A 15,791-nucleotide genomic window follows, 5' to 3' on the forward strand; every position below is an offset into this window, starting at 1 on the left:
GACCTGCGCGAGGCGTTGATGCGGGCCAGGATCGCAGGCTATCGCCATCTGATCGTCGATGGCACGGTCATCGAGACCGACCGGCTGCGCGTGCCTGGTCCGAGCGAGGGCGTGGACCTGTGGTGGTCCGGCAAGATCTCCGATCACGGTGGCAACGTCCAAATCCTGTCGACCCCCGACGACGGCTGGCCGCTGTGGGTCTCGGAGGTGCCCCCCGGCCGCGAACACGACTCGACCGCTCTGCGCGCCTCCGGCGCGCCGCCGATCCTGGAAGAGGAGTGGACCGCCGACCTACACGAGGTGCTGTTCGACCTCGGTTACGAAGGGTTGGGCGGCCCGGCCGGGCCGCCCACGCTCGCCCGCAAGAAGCCCACGGCTCCTACCCAGAGAGTCACACAAGCCTACCACCAGCAAAATCAGTGGCCGGGTACCGCGCGGTCGGCGGCCTCGGCAGAGTGCTCGGAGATGCCGACCATGCCGGCGATCCTGGCCTGCTTCGGCCGAGTCGACCCCCGCGGCCGGCGCTCCGCCCGGCCCGACCGCGGCGCGAGCTTCAGCCGCGTGTTCAGTTCGCCACGCGCCTGAACGAAGAGCGTCTGGTAGATCGTCTCGTGCGACACGCGCATCTCCGGATCATCCRGGAAATCCTTCTTCAGCCGATTAGACACCTGTTCCGGCGAGAAGTCGGCCGACAGCCGTTCGGCCACCGCGTCGTGCAGCCGGACGTGAGTTTCCAGCTTGAACGCCTTCGGTCGCCGCCGCCGCTCGTCGGCGCGTTTCTGCGCGTCCGCGGCGCGGTATCCGGCATTGCCGCCGTTGCGCGCGACCTCACGGCTGATCACCGACTGGTTTCGGTCCAGCCGGGCCGCGATCATCCGGTGTGACAGTCCCTCGGCCAAGCCCCTGGAGATCGCCTCCCGCTCCTCCAAGGTCAACTCGACGCCGCGCACTCAGCTCTCCGATCAGTGGATCATCTTTCTACCAGCACTGATGCTCTGATCATCTGAGACCGCCCCGGGTGGCCGTGGTGGGTACACACCGGTACCGGTCGGGTCTTGGTGACGCCGGGTGGGTGGTTGCCGAAGCGGTGTTGCCGCCGGGGCATCGTGGGCGCCATCCGGTACGTGGCTACGTGGCCCGCAACGGGATCGCGTGGCGGGCGCTGCCGGCGGGCTTCCCGGCGTGGCGGGCGGTCTGCGGCTTCTTCGACCGGTGGAAGAACAAGGGCGTGACCGCCAGGGCCCAGGGCGCGTCGCGGGGCGGACCCGGCCCGCGGGGGTCGTGGACCATCCTGAAGACCACCGTCGAGACCACCCGGGAGAACCCCGGCCGGAAAACCTCCGGGGCCCTGCCGGGACGAGGGGTGGTCGAACGCACCCTCGCCTGGCTTACCGCCCACCGGCGGCTTGCCCACGGCTATGGACGTCATCCCGCCGCCTCCGAATCGTTCATCAACGGGCTCGTGCGCGCTGGTCCGCGCTAGTCGTAGCTCTTCCGGCCGGTAGGACTTGCCGCCCTTCCAAAAACGTTACGAACGGGCCGGCAAGCCGGCAAGTTTTGTGAATAAATGACTTTTTTGCGCATTCTGCGGATCGGGGCCGGTGGTGAGGGGCCGCCGGCCACAGCGGAAGAAACCGCCGGCGGCGTGTCACCGCCGTGGGGCTGGCACGCAGATCGCACAGCGGTGAACGCTGCGAACGAGCCGGCAAGTTTTGTGAATAGACAGCTTTTTGCGCATTCTGCGCAGGCGAGGAGCTGGCCCGCACCGGCGAGCAGCGCTGCCGGGACCGCGACCGCCAGCCCACCCCACACCGGCCTTTTCCGGCGACCGCCCGAACGCGATCTTCCGCAGCACCGCGAGCCCAGCCCGCAGCGCCTCACGCTCGGTCTCCCGCTCAACCAGCCGGCTACCCGAACAGAACCCTCACCACCCACCCAAAGATAGCAATAAGGTGAAGGATCATTATGCTTCCACACGACTTCGCGGATTAAAACGCGGATTAAAACTCAGTAGCGGAAGACCCACGGTCTCGGGAAGCCGGAGACGTTCACTTTTCTGGGGTTCACGTGTCTGTGCGCGACGTCCAAGAAGGGGAACTTCTGGGTGAGGCGCGTCACGGGCAAGAGGCGGATGCGGGCGAAGCTCAAAGAGATCAAGGAGGAACTGAAGCGGCGCCGGCACCAACCCGTCCCGCTCCAAGGGCAGCGGCTACGCAGTGTGGTGGTTGGGCATCTCAACTACTACGCCGTGCGCGGCAACACGGACGCGGTCGCGTCCTTCCGCATCCAGGCGACACGGCACTGGTTCAAGGCGCTTCGCCGACGAAGCCGGCGCACGCGACTGACCTGGGCGCGCATGGGGCGCCATGCCGACTGATGGCTACCACCCGCCCGCCCACGCCACCCGATGCCGAGCGTGCGCTTCGACGCCAGAACCCGAGGCAGGAGCCCAGTGCGGTAATTCCGCACGCTGGGATCGGTGCGGGGGCCTCCGCAAGGACGGTCCCAATCGGGTTGGCGTATATCCAGGTCTCTGACCAGCATGTTTTGGTGATCAGGCTGCTCCCGTGTCCGTCCCCACGTTGCACACACCCAAGGCTCGGACGCAGTGCGCCGGCCACCGTACGGAGACACTGCCGCCCCCGACGAGGCCGGCCGGGGCCGGCGGCACGGGAGAGCGAYCTCCGGCCGCGGCTCGTCGGTCAGCCCTTCCAACCGGTCGACGGCGAACCGGTTCCGCCACTTCGCCATCGTCCCCACCGACGCCCCGACCTGCCCGTTCGTCCCGCTCTCCGCGCACGCCAGCACGATCCGCGACCGCGACGCCTGCGCCGTCTTCGGACGCCCGGACCCAGCCAGTCAGCGCCTCCAGCTCCTCGTCGGTCAGCACGATCTCCACAGCACGCGGCCCAGACATAACCGCAGTATACGATCTACACGTGAACTAAGGATTCAGGACACTACTGTAGCTATCATCAAACGATGACCGACAGCGAGTCAGAAGTCACCAGCTCAGGTGATGTKCCCGAATCAAGAGAGACRCTCCGCATCCGCGAATGGTATTACAACGACACCCAACAGCCAACCGAAATCGAAGTCTTGAATCGAGCTGTGAGGCTTGCAAGCAACAGTCTATATGTAATCGACATTCAGATACGTCGAATAGCGGGAGACGAGCCCGAGGATGAAGACTATCTCTTCCGTGTATGGGCTGAWATCGATTTTTTGATCATAACGCTTTKGAAAATCCGCACCGTGACACTCGCCGCCGCTCGACGGCTTCCGTCCGACCTGGCATTGACTGACRCAATCGCCGAGTTTGACCGCAGCGTTCCGCATCTAAAGTTGATGCGCGATGTTGGGCAACATCTAGAGGACTATATGATCAACGCAGCATCGCGCCGCCATCGACGCCCAGGTACAGAATACAAGATCAGCCGCCGGCAGCTTGAGGTGGCCGCATGGAGCCAGAACGATTTTCGTTGGCTCGACGCCGTACTCGACTTCACTGATTCCAGGAAGGCCGCGAGCGTCCTCTATTCACRCCTCCGCGCCGCTCGTTCCAAGTATACGGCGTCTGTTGACGGCAAATGATGAGATGCGGGGGTAGCGCGGAGCGGCGCTGTCCGGCGCCTGCATATGCCCGTCACCAGCCCCGGTTCGCTAACCATGCGCGGCCAGTCCCGTGATCGTTTGTGGCCGACAACAGCCGCGTCGGGTCCCGTGGACAGCGCAATGCCAGACCGCCGAACCTAGTCGTAACATGGCATGTGGCAGCCCACTTGTCGCAGCGCGTCATGCGGGTGCCTAGACATGTGCAATCCGGGGGTGGTACCAGTCGTATTCGCAGAGGATCCAGGCTTCTGACCAGCGCCTTTGGGCAATCGGACCGGTCCCTGGTCCGCACCCGAGGTGCACATGCCGCACGGCTTGGACGCCGTACACCGACCACCGCACCGGCCGGACCCTTGTTGACGATGCCGACCCGATCCGGCCCCGGAGAAACTGCGGCAGCACGGCTTGCGGTGRCCTCCTCCCCGGCGTCGTCGTGCCTGCAAGGAGCTATGATCATGGTGCTGCGTGGCAGGGACCTTCGGATCCAGCAGGCTTGAGAGGAGGCGCGATGATTCAGGATCGCGGCCGTTTCGACCTGCCCCTGTACAGCGTCGCCGAGGCGGGCCGGCACCTGGGCGTGCCGACGTCGACTTTCGCGACCTGGGCCTACGGCTACACCCGGCACGCACYGGGCCGCGTCCCGGTCCATGGTGAGCCGATCGTCACCGTGCTGCCCCGTCAGCGCCATGGCACGGCCGTCGTGCCGTTCATCGGGCTTGCCGAGGGGATGATCCTGGCAGCCATCCGAGCCGCTGGGGTGCCGCTACAGCGGATCCGCCCCGCGTTGGCCCGCCTGTCCGAGCAGTTGGGGATCGAGCACGTCCTCGCCTCACGCGCCCTGTACACCGACGGCGCCGAGGTTCTCTACGACTTCGCTGAGAGCCAGGGCGACACGCCCGAAGCACGCGGAGCCCGGGAACTGGTCGTGGTGCGCAACGGGCAGCGGGTGTTCGGGGAGATCGTCGAGTCCTACCTCCGGCTGGTGGAGTTCGCCTCGGACGGCTACCCCCGGCTCATCCGGCTACCGCGGTACGAGCCCGGCTCCGTCATCGTCGATCCCCACCGTGGCTTCGGTCAGCCGATCTTCACTCATGGCGGCGCCCGCGTCGAAGACGCCCTGGGCCGCTTCCACGCCGGCGAACCACTCGCCGAGGTGGCGGAGGAATTCGGCGTGCCTCTCCCTGACCTTGAAGGCGCCGTCCGTGTCGCAAGCAAAATCGCCGCCTGATGACTTGACAGGCCGCGACCCTGCCGGGCTTCCGCATGTCTTCATCGACCGAGGGAGAGGAGAGGACAGAGATACTCCGCGTCCGCGTACCCGGCCGTGGTCATTAGGGGTTCGGGCGGGCGGGCGGGGGCGAGGGTTTGTCGCGCCATTGGTAAAGGTGCCTGGGACGCCCGCGGGACCCGCGGTCCAAGATCATGGTGACGTAGTCGTCCCGCTCGAGATCCTTGAGGTACCGCTGGGCCGTGGACCGGTCCCGGCCGATCTTGTCGGCGATCTGCGCCGTCGAGATCGGCTCGGGCGCCGAGCGCAGCACGGCGACGATCTCCTCCATAATCTGGCGCGAGCGGTACTTGCCGAGGCGGAGGTCTGGCACGGGTGAACTACCTGCGGGGGACCGCGCCGCGGGCTGGTCGGGCGCCGCGGGCTGGTCGGGCGCCGCGGGCTGGTCGGGCGCCGCGGGCTGGTCGGGCGCCGCGGGCTGGTCGGGCGCCGCGGGCTGGTCGGGCGCCGCGGGCTGGTCGGGCTGTCGATCGCTGCTCGGAGGCGTCTGGTGCCCTTCACTGGCGCGCGGCCGGTCCCTGAGAAGACCCCGGAGAACGTCGATTTCGCGGGCAAGTTTTTTGAGTTCGACCCGGTGATGTAGCGTGATCATCACGATACCGATGGTGCCGGCGACCAGTTGCAGGCCCAGATTCTCCGCGACGCTGGGCAGCTGCGCGAGCAACTGGTGGTGCAGATCCTTCGCACTGAAGCCGGTGCTGACCTCACCGACGATCACACCGTCGGCGTCGCGCAGCGGAGCCTTGCCGCGAGCGGACAGCCCCAGACTCCCGGACTCGAAACTGACAGTCTCCCGTCCGTGGAGGGCGTCCGAGGGGTCGGTGCTGASCGGTTTGCCGATGTTCTTCGGATCGGGATGGGAGCAGCGGATACCCCGGCTGTCGGTGACGACCACGAACTGCGCTTCTGTGAGTCGCCGGTCGTGTTCGGCGAGGGCCTGCACCTCCCCCTCGGGGTCCCTCGCGATGACCGCCCGGGCCACGCGCGGGTCGGATGCCACGGCACGCGAGATCGTAAGCGCTCGCTGCTGGGCCTGGTGGACAAGGTCGGAGTACAGCCTCAGTTCGGTCAGCCCACCCTCGATGCACAGCACGAGCAGTAGGGAGAGGAGACGCATAAGACACGCATAAGTACTGCCCCTAGTGGTGGATCGAGGTGGATGGCCTGGCATGCCGCAAGCGTAGGCCGACCGGCATGAGCGGCGCCTCGAGCGGCGAACCGGAAGGCACGACGCACATCGCCCGATGGTGCCCGAAGATCCGTCCGCGCCGTCGTACGACGAGCTCGCGGCGCTGGTCGTTACACAGGCCACGGCGCTCGCCGAGGCGCTGGCGAGGCTGGCCGGGACCGAGGCCGCGCTGGAGCGGGCGAACAGGGAGATCGAGGCGCTGCRTGCCCAGACCGGGTCGGACTGGCRACATGTTAGCCGCCGAAAATGATCGACGATAGGCTACCCACTGCAATGTAATGGCAGCGTGGAACTCTCGACGGAAGAGATCGCGGAACTCCGAGGCATGATCAATGATCGCGACGTTCCTGCGAACGTTGCAACACGGGCGCGAATCGTTCCGTGGCATGCCGAGCATCGACCCAAGAGGAAATAGTCAGACTTGCCGGCGTCTCGCTGCCGACTGTAAACCTGTGGATCTCGCGGTACGGATCCGAGGGAAGCGCCGGGCTCCTTGACCGTTCACGCGCCRCACCGCGAGAGCAGATCCCCGCGAACATCCGCAGCCGTGTCCTCGCTCTCACACGCTCTACTCCACCGGTGGAGACGGGCCTGAGGCACTGGTCGTCCCGACAGATGGCGGAAGTACGTCACCCGCACCATCGGAGTCTCGGTCTCCTGGCACTTCGTCGCCACCGAGAAGCGAACCCACGACTATGTCCGCCATGGCACCACCAACCTGCTCACRGCCCTCGATGTGGGCACGGGAAAGGTTTTCGGTGAATGCTACCCCACCCGCACGGGCGACGACTTCCTGGAGTTCATCAAGAAAGCCGTTGAGCCTCACAGAGATAAAGAGATCCACATCATCCTCGACAATCTCTCCACGCACACGACGCCCGACGCGATGAAGTGGCTCGAGGAGAACCCCAGAATCACGTTCCACTTCACTCCCAAAGGATCGTCGTGGATCAATCAGATCGAGAACTGGTTCGGTATCATCACCAAGCAGCCGATCCGGCGGGGCACCTTCAGCTCGGTCAAGGTGCTGATCAAACAGATCCGGGACTACATCGAGCACTGGAACTCCACTGCGGAGCCGTTCGTCTGGACCGCGACAGCCGGGGAGATTCTGGCCAAGGTCGAACTCGTCGAGACCAACATCAAGAAGTTGGTTGCCAACAACGGCTGACAAAGGAATCAGAATCATGCTCCGCCAGCTGTTACCTGCGGACGGATCCGGAACCCGTCCGCAGGCGGGCACGTCACCGCGGGGCAAGCCGGCCCAGCACCGGCGGAAGCTCGCCGGAATACACCACGGTCAGGAAACGGGTGGCCCGGGTCAGCGCGACGTAGAGGTCGGCAAGCCCCCGGGTCGGCCCGGCCAGCAGCGCGGCCGGTTCCACCAGCACCACCGCGTCGAACTCGAGACCCTTGCTCTCCGCCACGCTCAGCACCGCCACCGGCGCGTCGAGAGCATTGCCGACGGCGCTGGCGGGGTCGACGGAGTCCGCCGCGACCGCCAAATCCGGGAGGGCTGCCATGAGGGCGCCGCGCAACCCCGGGATGTCCTGCGGGCGGCAGATCACGGCGACCCGCCCGTCACCGACCTCGCTCGCGGCCCGGCTCGCCGCGTACACCACGGCGGCGACGAGGTCCCCGGGATGCGCCTGGGCGACGGTCCGCCTGTCCTCCAGCGGACCAGTCTCGAGCAGACCAGTCCCGAGCAGACCGACGAGGCCCGAGACTTCGTCGGCCGTCACGTCGCCCACGCGCACCGCCGTCGGGGCACAGCCCACCGAACGCACCGAGAGGGGAACGGAGACCGTCGGGTCCTGCGCCCGCAGGACGTCGGCGGCGACATCCATGATCTCCTGAGGTGTGCGGTAGTTGACGCTGAGCCGCTCGACCGTGAACCGGTCGCCGACCGCGGGCCCCAGCAGCTCCCCCCAGGACGCCGGCGCGCCCGGCCGGGCGGTCTGGGCCAGGTCACCGACGAGGGTCGCCGTGCGTCCCGGGCAGCGCCGCCACAGCAGCCGCCACAACATCGGCGAGACCTCCTGGGCCTCGTCGACGATCAGGTGACCGAAGGTCCAGGTACGGTCCTCGCGGGCATGGTCRGCGGCACTGCGCCGCGCCCGCGGCCCGCTCCACCGCTCGGCGAGCGCCTCGGCGTCGACCTGCCCCTCGAGTCCGAGCATGTCCACCACGCCCCGGGCGTACTCGCGCTCCTCCTCGCGTTCCCGCTCGGCACGGCGGGCGGTCTCGCGGCCGGTCTCCTCGTCCGGGTCGCCGAGCAGCTCGGCGGCCTCGTCGAGCAGCGGCACATCGGCCGGAGTCCACGCCCGATCGGCCCGATCGACGGCCGCTGTACCCGCCGTACCCGCGCCGTCGCGCTGCACCGGGATCCGGGCGGACGCCGCGGCCGTCCGCCGGTCCTCGAGCAGGGATCGTTCCGCCGGGGTGAGCCGGCTACCCGCCGCGCGCGCCAGGGCCGCCGGATCGGCGAAGAGCTCCCCGAGGAGCCGCTGGGGGGTCAGCAGCGGCCAGAGGCCGTCGAGCGCCGTACGGACCCCCTCCTCCGACCACAGGTCCCGGGTGATCTGGCCACGTTCGTCGGCGTCGAGCAGCCCGCCCGGGATCTGGTTCACCACCTGGGTGGTCAGCTCAGCCAACAGCTCGCGCAGGAAGATCCGACGGGCCGAGTTGTGCGGGCGGCGGCTGCGCCGCGCCCGGGTGCGGGCCCGCGCGACCGTGTCGCGACCGAGGCGCAGCATGCGATCGTCGTAGGGGATGAGCACCTCTCGCCGCGGCAGCCGCTGCCGGTCCCTGACGGCGGCGGCGATGACCTCGACCATCCTCGGATCACCCTTGAGCGCCGCGGTCGCGACGTCCTCGACGCCGTGCGCGTCGACCCCGGGAAAGAGCCGTCCCGGCGTGGCGAAGATCACCCCGGTCTCCCCGAGGGAGGGCAGCACCTGGTCGATGTAGCGCAGGAACACCGGACTCGGCCCCACGACCAGCACGCCGGACTGGTCGAGCCGAGCCCGGTCGTTGTAGAGCAGATAGGCGGCACGGTGCAGCGCCACCGCGGTCTTACCGGTCCCCGGTCCGCCGTCGACAACGAGCACGCCGTTCGCCCGCGCCCGGATGATACGGTCCTGCTCGGCCTGCAGCGTGGCGATGATGTCGTGCATGCGCCCGGTCCTGGGCGCTGCCAGCGCCTCGAGCAGCATCGTGTCGCCGGACGCCGTCACCCCGCCGGACTTGCCCGTGGCCGTGCCGCTACCGGTGCCGGTGGCCATGTCGACCGGCAGGCTCAACGGGTCGTCGGCGATGCCGGTGACCTCCCGGCCCTTGGTCCGCAGATGACGCCGGCGCACCAGACCATGCGGATCGGCCAGCGTCGCCCGGTAGAAGGCGGTGGCCACCGGGGCCCGCCAGTCCACCAGGATCGGTTCCTGCCCGCTGTCGGACAGGCCGATCCGGCCGATGTACGTCCGGCGCCCGTCGGCGTAGTCCATCGCGCCGAAACACAGCCGCCCTTCGGCGGCGTCGAGGCGGGCGAGCCGGTCGGCGTGGGTCGCCGCGAACACGTCCCGTTCCACGAGTGATTGGGGGGTGCCCGTGCCACTTTCCAGCAGGACCCGGCGCAGCTGCCCACGGGTGATCTCGCGGACCTCGTCCAACCGGATGTACAGCGTGTCCAGGTACGCCTGTTCACGGGCGCGCTCGACGTCCTGCGTGGTCGGCACCGGCTCTCCCTCCCGGTCGCGGTCGKATTCTTGGATTGCGGCTTCCCGGGCTGCGAGCCAACGCCGTCAGGTGAGCCAGGAAGGGTAACAGCCCCTCCCCCGCAGATCTTCCGACCMGCCCGGTGACCCGGCTCTGGTGACCCCACCCTGGTAATGACATGTCCACGACAACGACGGCGTGTCCACGAACGACCACGGCGACCCCGGCGAGCCGGCCCGCGCCATCCGGCACGGCGGCCGGAATGCCGCATCATCGCTGTTCCAGGTTACGGATGTCCGGCGACGGGATACCCCGCAATGATCCACCTGGTGCGGGGTAGCGACCCACCTGATCCGAGGTAGCGAGCAGCCCGGGCGAAGGAGCCGTTTCCGGCGGTTCCTTCGCATCCACGGTGAACGGCATCCCGAGCTGGGGCGTCCACCGAGGTGATCAGACGCCCACCGAGGTGAGATGCTCCACCAGGGCGCTGTCGAAGGCCGGCAGATCGTCCGGCCTGCGGCTGCTGATCAGCGTGTTCGGCCCGGACCGGCAGATGACGACCTGCTCGTCCACGACCTCGGCCCCGGCGTTGCGCAGATCGGTGCGCAGGCTCGGCCAGCTCGTGATCCGCCGTCCGCGGACCACGTCCGCCTCGATCAGGGTCCACGGAGCGTGGCAGATCGACGCCACCGGGCGGCCGGCGTCGAAGAAGTACCGGACAAACTCGACAACACCCGGCTGCCACCGCAGCTCGTCCGGATTGGCGACTCCGCCGGGCAGCACCAGCGCGTCGAAGTCCGCGGGATCCGCCTCGGCGACCGTGATGTCGACCGGGAAGGTGTCCGCGGGGTTCAGGTGCCGGAACGCCTRCACCCTGCCTCCCTCCGTCGACACCAGCACCGGACTCAGGCCGGCCTGCTCGATGGCCTTCCACGGCTCGGTGAGTTCGACCTGCTCGACGCCCTCCGGCGCCACCAGAAACGCGATCTTGCGTTGAATCCTGTCGTCGTGCGTCGTCATCGACACGTCCTCCTACCTGACTCCTGCCTGCCTATCTGACTCCTGCCTGCCTGCTGCCTCGCCGGTTGGGGTCGGGACCGGACTGGCGTCAGGGCCTGCTCGCCGCCTCCCGCAGGTCGGTGACGTCGTGCTCGAGACGCGCCCGCACCAGCGCGGCGACCAGCCGCGGGAAGTCCTGCCGGCCAACCAGCGCGGCGAGCCTCGCCGGGTCGGTCGGCAGCCCGAGCGCTCCGGCCGTTCTCCGGGTGCGTTCGTCGAGGTAGGGCACCAGCTCGTCCCATCCGGCCTGCGCCTCGCGCAGGAAGATGTCGGCACCGACCGGCCCGATCCCCTTTATCTTCTGTAGCAGCTCTCGCTCCCGGTCCGGGGAGTGCTCGGCGGCATCCCGCAGCCGGCGGACATCACCGTCGTAGGTGTCCATCAGGGAACGGCAGGCCGCCTCCAACATCCGAGAGGTGCTCTCGTCGTAGCGCGCGTACCCGCTGCTGTTCAGCACCCGGGTACGGTCCTCCCAGGTCGCCTCGGCCATGGCGGCGGCGTCGGTCCAGCCGGCGTCCATCAGGGAACGGCAGGCGGCGACYGCGATCGACGTGCGGATCCGCGCGCTCGCGAGCAGGGCAAAGACGATCATCTTGAACATCGCCTCCGCGGTGTCAGCCGGCACGTCGGCGCCGATCTCGTCGGCGTAGGTCCGCCCATGCCGGGCGAGCAGTTCGGCGAGCACCGCTTCTGTGTCGGTTCCAGCCATGCAGTGGGACTACCCGCGATACCCGCCATCACTCCGCCCCGGCCATGCCGCCCCGGCGGGGCGGTACCCACCCACCACGTCCGCGGCGGTGTCTCGGGCCCGCTACCCGACGCCTCGCTACCCGACGCCCGACTTCCGCCTGCCGGCCGTTGGTCCACCCCCGGCTGTTCCCCTCGGCACATGCCCTCTACCCGGTCGGGAGGGCAGGCTGGGGGTAGACACTTGAGAGAAGGGAGGCTGAGATGTCCACCAAAGCAGCACGGTCCGCGCTGGTTCCCCTGACTCCCGACCTGGCTCGGGAGGTGGTCGCCGCATCCGCCGCAGCGCCGTCCATCCATAACACGCAGCCGTGGCGCTGGCGCCTGGAGGCAGGCCGGCTCACCCTTCTCGCCGACAGCACCCGCCAGCTCAAGGTCGCCGATCCCGAGGGCCGGCAGATGCTGTTGAGCTGCGGAGCGGCGCTGTTCAACGCCCGGCTGGCGCTGCGGGCCCGCGGCGAGGTCCCCGTGGTGGAGCCGCTACCCGACGGCGTTGACGACTTCCGCTCCGCTCCGCTCGCCACCATCTCGGTGATCGGCCATCAGCCTGCCGAGGACGACGAGCGGGCGTTGGCCGATGCCATCCCGCGGCGGCACACCGATCGCCGGCCGTTCGACGACCAGCCGTTGCCGACCGAGGTAATCAGCCGCCTGCGTGCCGCGGCCGAGGCGGAGGGCTGCTGGCTTACCGCGCCGATCGACCCGGAGCTGCGCGTCCAGGTCAGCGTCCTGCTGTCCCGGGCGGACTGGATCGAGGCGCACAACGCGGCCTACCGGGAGGAACTGGCCTCGTGGAGTCGAACGGGGTCCACGTCGGCCGACGGCATCCCGCGCAGCGCAGTCGTCCACACCGACGCCCCGCGCCAGTCCGAGTTTCCGATGCGGGACCTCGACGTGGTCGGCGAGGCGGGGACCGTGCTGGACGAGACGGATGTGGAACGGCCCGGCATCCTGATCATCGGCACCGATACGGACACGACCGCCGACCGGCTGCGCGCCGGGCAGGCGATGCAACGTGTGCTGCTCACCGCCACCTTGCTCGGTCTCGCCTCGTCGCCGATGTCGCAGGCGATCGACGTCGAGGGCATGCGGGAGCAGTTCCGCGGCACCACCAGCGGTCTCGGGCACGTCCAGATGATCCTGCGGGCCGGCTATCCCGAGCCGGGTGCRCAACCGCTCGGCCCCACTCCCCGCCGGGACGTTGACGAGGTCCTGGAGGTCGTCGGGTCGAATGATCGGGCGTAGCACCGTTCGGCTCCGTTCGAGACCGACCGTGCACGGCTGACCACCCATGGCCGGCCGTGCGCGGTCAGCCGTTCACGTTCAGCCGTTCAGCGTCCCTTCCTGACACATTTGGCGAAGGCCGCACAGATACGGGGTTGCGTGGGCCGCCAGCCGCTTTGATCGGGACCAGACCGGGTCGCCGGTGGACCGACCGGCAATCGGAGATGCCGCGAGGTCCGCGACGGCTCGGCCGTGACTCGGGGGGTTCCCGGGGACGCGACGCGGCGTTCCCGGGAGACTCCCCCGCCCGGACCTTGGCCAGCCCCGGTCGGCCCCGGTCAGATCCCGACCGTACCCTGGTCGGCCCCCGGCCGACGAGGTGGCAGGACGTGACCGGAGGACGGAAGCCACGCGGGTGCCGAATGCCTGTCGCTGCATTGACATCGAGGTGGCGGGGGCTATCGGGGCCCCGACGGCCCGGTGCCCGGTCACTCTCGCCTAAGATTTTCCCAGCGGTTGACCGTAATGGTTGATCGGGAAATTCCATGATGGATCAAGAGTCGGTGCGCGTCCACCGGCGGGCCCGCGACCTGCGCGGCGTTCCCGGGCGAGGCCGCGGTCGGCACGCGGCGGGTGGGGGTACAGGTCGATGATGTCATCGGATGCGGKTGTGGCGGCACGATCCGCCCCCCTTGGCCCGGACGACCCCCACGAGCTCGGCTCGTACACGCTGCTGGGCAAACTCGGCCAGGGTGGAATGGGCRTGGTCTATCTGGGCCGCTCCGGGAAGGGCCGGCTCGTCGCCATCAAGGTGATCCGGAACGAGGCCGTCGGAAACCCCGAGTTCCGAGCCCGGTTCCGGCTGGAGGCCGAGACCGCCCGGCGAGTCGCCCGGGTCTGCACCGCCGAGGTGCTCGACGCCGATCCGGACGCCGAGTGGCCCTACCTGGTCACCGAGTTCATCGAGGGCGAGACCCTCGCCCGGTACGTCCAGCGCAACGGCCCGCTCGCCGATGCCAACCTCGAACAACTCGCGGTCGGCGTGGCCGCGGCGCTCACCGCCATCCACAGCGCCGGGATCGTGCACCGCGACCTCAAGCCCGCGAACGTCATCCTCTCACCGTTCGGCCCTCGGGTGATCGACTTCGGTATCGCCCGGGCAGTGGACGCCGGCAGCAACCTCACCGGCGATCTCCAGCAGCTCGGGACGCCGGCGTTCATGTCCCCGGAGCAGATCGAGAGCCGGCCGATCACCTCGGCGGTCGACATCTGGGCATGGGGTGGCCTCGTCGCCTTCGCCGCCACCGGGCACTACCCCTTCGGTGAGGCCTCGGCGCAGGTGCTGCTCTACCGCGCCCTACACGAGGAACCGCAACTCGACGACGTCGACCCGGCGCTGCGCCCGATCGTCTGGCACGCGATGCGCAAGGACCCGAGTACCCGCCCGAGCGCCCAGCAGCTCATGCTGCGCCTGCTCGGCGACCCGTCGGGCACCGGCCCGGACGCCGCCGCCGCCGTCAACCCGCAGGACGTCACGAACGTCCTGCAGGGCTGGAAGCTGCCGGTGCCCGGCCCAGGCGCCCCGGCCACAGGCACCCCTGCCACAGGCAGCACCGGGCCCCACGGGGCCGGATTCCCCGCGCCGGCAGCGGCCCCCGTCAGCAGCGGTTACACCGTCGACCAGGACGCCCCGACCCGGCTACCCGCCAGCGCCGGGGGTCCCGGGGGTCCCGGGGGCGGTGGAGCCGATGGCCCCGGCCGGCAGGGCGGCACGGGCAGGAGCAGGAACCGCACCCCGCTGCTCGTCGGTGGAGGTGTCGTGGTCGTCGGCGCGATCCTCGCGGGAGTATTCGCCCTCAGCGCGGGTGGTGACGGCGGCTCCGGGACCGACGCGGCCAATCCGGCCACCGTCTCCGGGGCTCCGGCCACATCGACCCAATCGGCCCAATCGGCGGCCTTCACGCTGCCCAGGGCGGCCCAGCCGCTTGGCAAGGACACCCTCGTCTACGCGTCCAACCGCAACGGCAACTACGACCTGTTCACCGGGCAGGTCACGGACAACGGGCCGCTCGCGAACGACAAGCCGATCGTMACCGGTCCGGACCAGGAGATGCTGCCCGCGATCARCAGCGATCGCAAGACGATCGTCTACTTCAAGAAGGGCAGCCCGAATACGCTGCAGGCGATCGCCGCCGATGGCTCCGGGAAACCGGTACAGCTGTTCACCTTGGGYCCGGCCGCCAAGCTGACGATCGCGGACGACGCCCGGCCCTCGCTCTCCCCCGACGGCGGCTTCCTGGTCATCCGTTCCACCACGGATCAGACCGGAACGCTGAACCCCGGCCTGTATGTGGTGAAACTGGACGGCTCGAGCGTGCGACGGCTCAACGCGAAGCCACAGGCGACCGACCCCGCCTGGTCGCCGGATGGCGAGCGGATCGCCTACTGGTCGAACAGTACCGGTGGCAACCGCGGCTTCATCGTGGTGATCCCGACCCAACCGGATGCCCAGCCGACCCCGATCACGCAGGATCAGGGTAACGGGGACTCGGACCCGGTCTGGTCCCCGGACAGCAGAAAGATCGCTTTCACCCGAGCGAAGAACGGCGATCTGGAGATCTTCGAGATGAACTCGGACGGCACCGACGCCCGGCAGCTCACCCGGGTGCGCGGGGACGACYAGGACCCGGCCTACGCGCCGGACGGTCGCATCGCCTTCAGCGGGCAGCGCAATCCCACGAACCCCGATGACCGGCAGCTCTACGTTCTGAATCCGGACGATCTGAACGATGGTGACCKCAAGCTCACCACTACCGGCGGGTTCAACGGCCACGCCCGTTGGAACGCCGGCTGAGCTCCTTGCCCATCCAGCGGKATACATCAGGCACAAAAGCCTCTGGACAGGCAAGGAAGCCGGCGAGAGGAGTCGGTTATGCACAGATCGCGGACGAGCCC

At 68.8% G+C, this 15,791-nt stretch carries 14 protein-coding genes and 2 pseudogenes; 10 read left to right on the forward strand and 6 right to left on the reverse strand.

The genetic code is table 11. From position 1 onward, the window contains the following. A pseudogene (locus tag CcI156_RS12610) lies at positions 1-414 on the forward strand (transposase family protein); the annotation flags it as partial. A gap of 2 nt (positions 415-416) precedes the next feature. Here CcI156_RS12610 and CcI156_RS26880 read toward each other — a convergent pair. Next, positions 417-950: an IS30 family transposase gene (locus CcI156_RS26880; RefSeq protein WP_076805846.1), complete on the reverse strand. Its 534-nt coding sequence runs from the start codon at positions 948-950 to the stop codon at positions 417-419. A 77-nt stretch (positions 951-1,027) separates the two neighbouring features. On the opposite strand from CcI156_RS26880, the gene CcI156_RS12620 reads away from it, so the two are divergent. Then, positions 1,028-1,483 carry a transposase gene (locus CcI156_RS12620; RefSeq protein WP_011435410.1) on the forward strand — a complete coding sequence of 152 codons (456 nt, stop codon included), beginning with the start codon at positions 1,028-1,030 and terminating at the stop codon, positions 1,481-1,483. Between the two features lie 621 nt (positions 1,484-2,104). After that, positions 2,105-2,377, forward strand: coding sequence for a hypothetical protein (locus tag CcI156_RS26190; RefSeq protein ID WP_011435409.1), 273 nt, complete (start codon positions 2,105-2,107; stop codon positions 2,375-2,377). 308 nt (positions 2,378-2,685) lie between these two features. Here the strand turns inward: CcI156_RS26190 and CcI156_RS27745 are convergent. Further along, positions 2,686-2,917 (reverse strand): annotated as a pseudogene (locus tag CcI156_RS27745) (IS630 family transposase); the annotation flags it as partial. A gap of 65 nt (positions 2,918-2,982) precedes the next feature. Between CcI156_RS27745 and CcI156_RS24820 the strand changes: the two are divergent. Both CcI156_RS24820 and CcI156_RS12630 read left to right on the forward strand, forming a co-directional pair. Continuing rightward, complete coding sequence (locus CcI156_RS24820) at positions 2,983-3,594, forward strand: hypothetical protein (protein WP_139341489.1); 612 nt, start codon at positions 2,983-2,985, stop codon at positions 3,592-3,594. Between the two features lie 529 nt (positions 3,595-4,123). After that, on the forward strand, positions 4,124-4,843 hold the full coding sequence (locus tag CcI156_RS12630) for a hypothetical protein (protein ID WP_076805847.1): 720 nt from the start codon (positions 4,124-4,126) through the stop codon (positions 4,841-4,843). A 103-nt stretch (positions 4,844-4,946) separates the two neighbouring features. Here CcI156_RS12630 and CcI156_RS12635 read toward each other — a convergent pair whose 3' ends face one another. Further along, positions 4,947-6,020, reverse strand: coding sequence for a helix-turn-helix domain-containing protein (locus CcI156_RS12635; RefSeq protein WP_076805848.1), 1,074 nt, complete (start codon positions 6,018-6,020; stop codon positions 4,947-4,949). A gap of 127 nt (positions 6,021-6,147) precedes the next feature. Between CcI156_RS12635 and CcI156_RS12640 the strand changes: the two genes are divergently transcribed. The 3 genes from CcI156_RS12640 (at position 6,148) to CcI156_RS26200 (ending at position 7,263) form a co-directional block, all read left to right on the forward strand. Further along, positions 6,148-6,342 carry a hypothetical protein gene (locus CcI156_RS12640; protein WP_076805849.1) on the forward strand — a complete coding sequence of 65 codons (195 nt, stop codon included), beginning with the start codon at positions 6,148-6,150 and terminating at the stop codon, positions 6,340-6,342. Between the two features lie 131 nt (positions 6,343-6,473). Beyond that, a complete protein-coding gene (locus CcI156_RS27750; RefSeq protein WP_217697694.1) occupies positions 6,474-6,854 on the forward strand; it encodes a helix-turn-helix domain-containing protein in 381 nt (126 codons plus the stop codon). Beyond that, a complete protein-coding gene (locus tag CcI156_RS26200) occupies positions 6,811-7,263 on the forward strand; it encodes an IS630 family transposase (RefSeq protein ID WP_198030971.1) in 453 nt (150 codons plus the stop codon). Before CcI156_RS27750 ends, CcI156_RS26200 begins: the two co-directional genes overlap by 44 nt. 73 nt (positions 7,264-7,336) lie before the next feature. Here CcI156_RS26200 and CcI156_RS12650 read toward each other — a convergent pair whose 3' ends face one another. The 3 genes from CcI156_RS12650 to CcI156_RS12660 all read right to left on the reverse strand — a co-directional run bounded on the left by CcI156_RS12650 (position 7,337) and on the right by CcI156_RS12660 (position 11,574). Continuing rightward, entirely contained in the window at positions 7,337-9,826 is a 2,490-nt protein-coding gene (locus CcI156_RS12650) for an ATP-binding domain-containing protein (RefSeq protein ID WP_011435404.1), read from the reverse strand. 430 nt (positions 9,827-10,256) lie between these two features. Continuing rightward, complete coding sequence (locus CcI156_RS12655) at positions 10,257-10,826, reverse strand: type 1 glutamine amidotransferase domain-containing protein (protein WP_076805850.1); 570 nt, start codon at positions 10,824-10,826, stop codon at positions 10,257-10,259. A gap of 88 nt (positions 10,827-10,914) precedes the next feature. Further along, positions 10,915-11,574 carry a hypothetical protein gene (locus tag CcI156_RS12660; protein WP_011435402.1) on the reverse strand — a complete coding sequence of 220 codons (660 nt, stop codon included), beginning with the start codon at positions 11,572-11,574 and terminating at the stop codon, positions 10,915-10,917. Between the two features lie 242 nt (positions 11,575-11,816). Between CcI156_RS12660 and CcI156_RS12665 the strand changes: the two genes are divergently transcribed. Then, positions 11,817-12,857 carry a nitroreductase family protein gene (locus CcI156_RS12665; RefSeq protein ID WP_011435401.1) on the forward strand — a complete coding sequence of 347 codons (1,041 nt, stop codon included), beginning with the start codon at positions 11,817-11,819 and terminating at the stop codon, positions 12,855-12,857. Positions 12,858-13,485: 628 nt separating this feature from the next. Then, entirely contained in the window at positions 13,486-15,690 is a 2,205-nt protein-coding gene (locus CcI156_RS12670; RefSeq protein ID WP_076805851.1) for a protein kinase, read from the forward strand. Positions 15,691-15,791: the final 101 nt, after the last annotated feature.

It is taken from the genome of Frankia sp. CcI156, assembly GCF_001983015.1.
GTDB lineage: Bacteria > Actinomycetota > Actinomycetes > Frankiales > Frankiaceae > Frankia > Frankia casuarinae.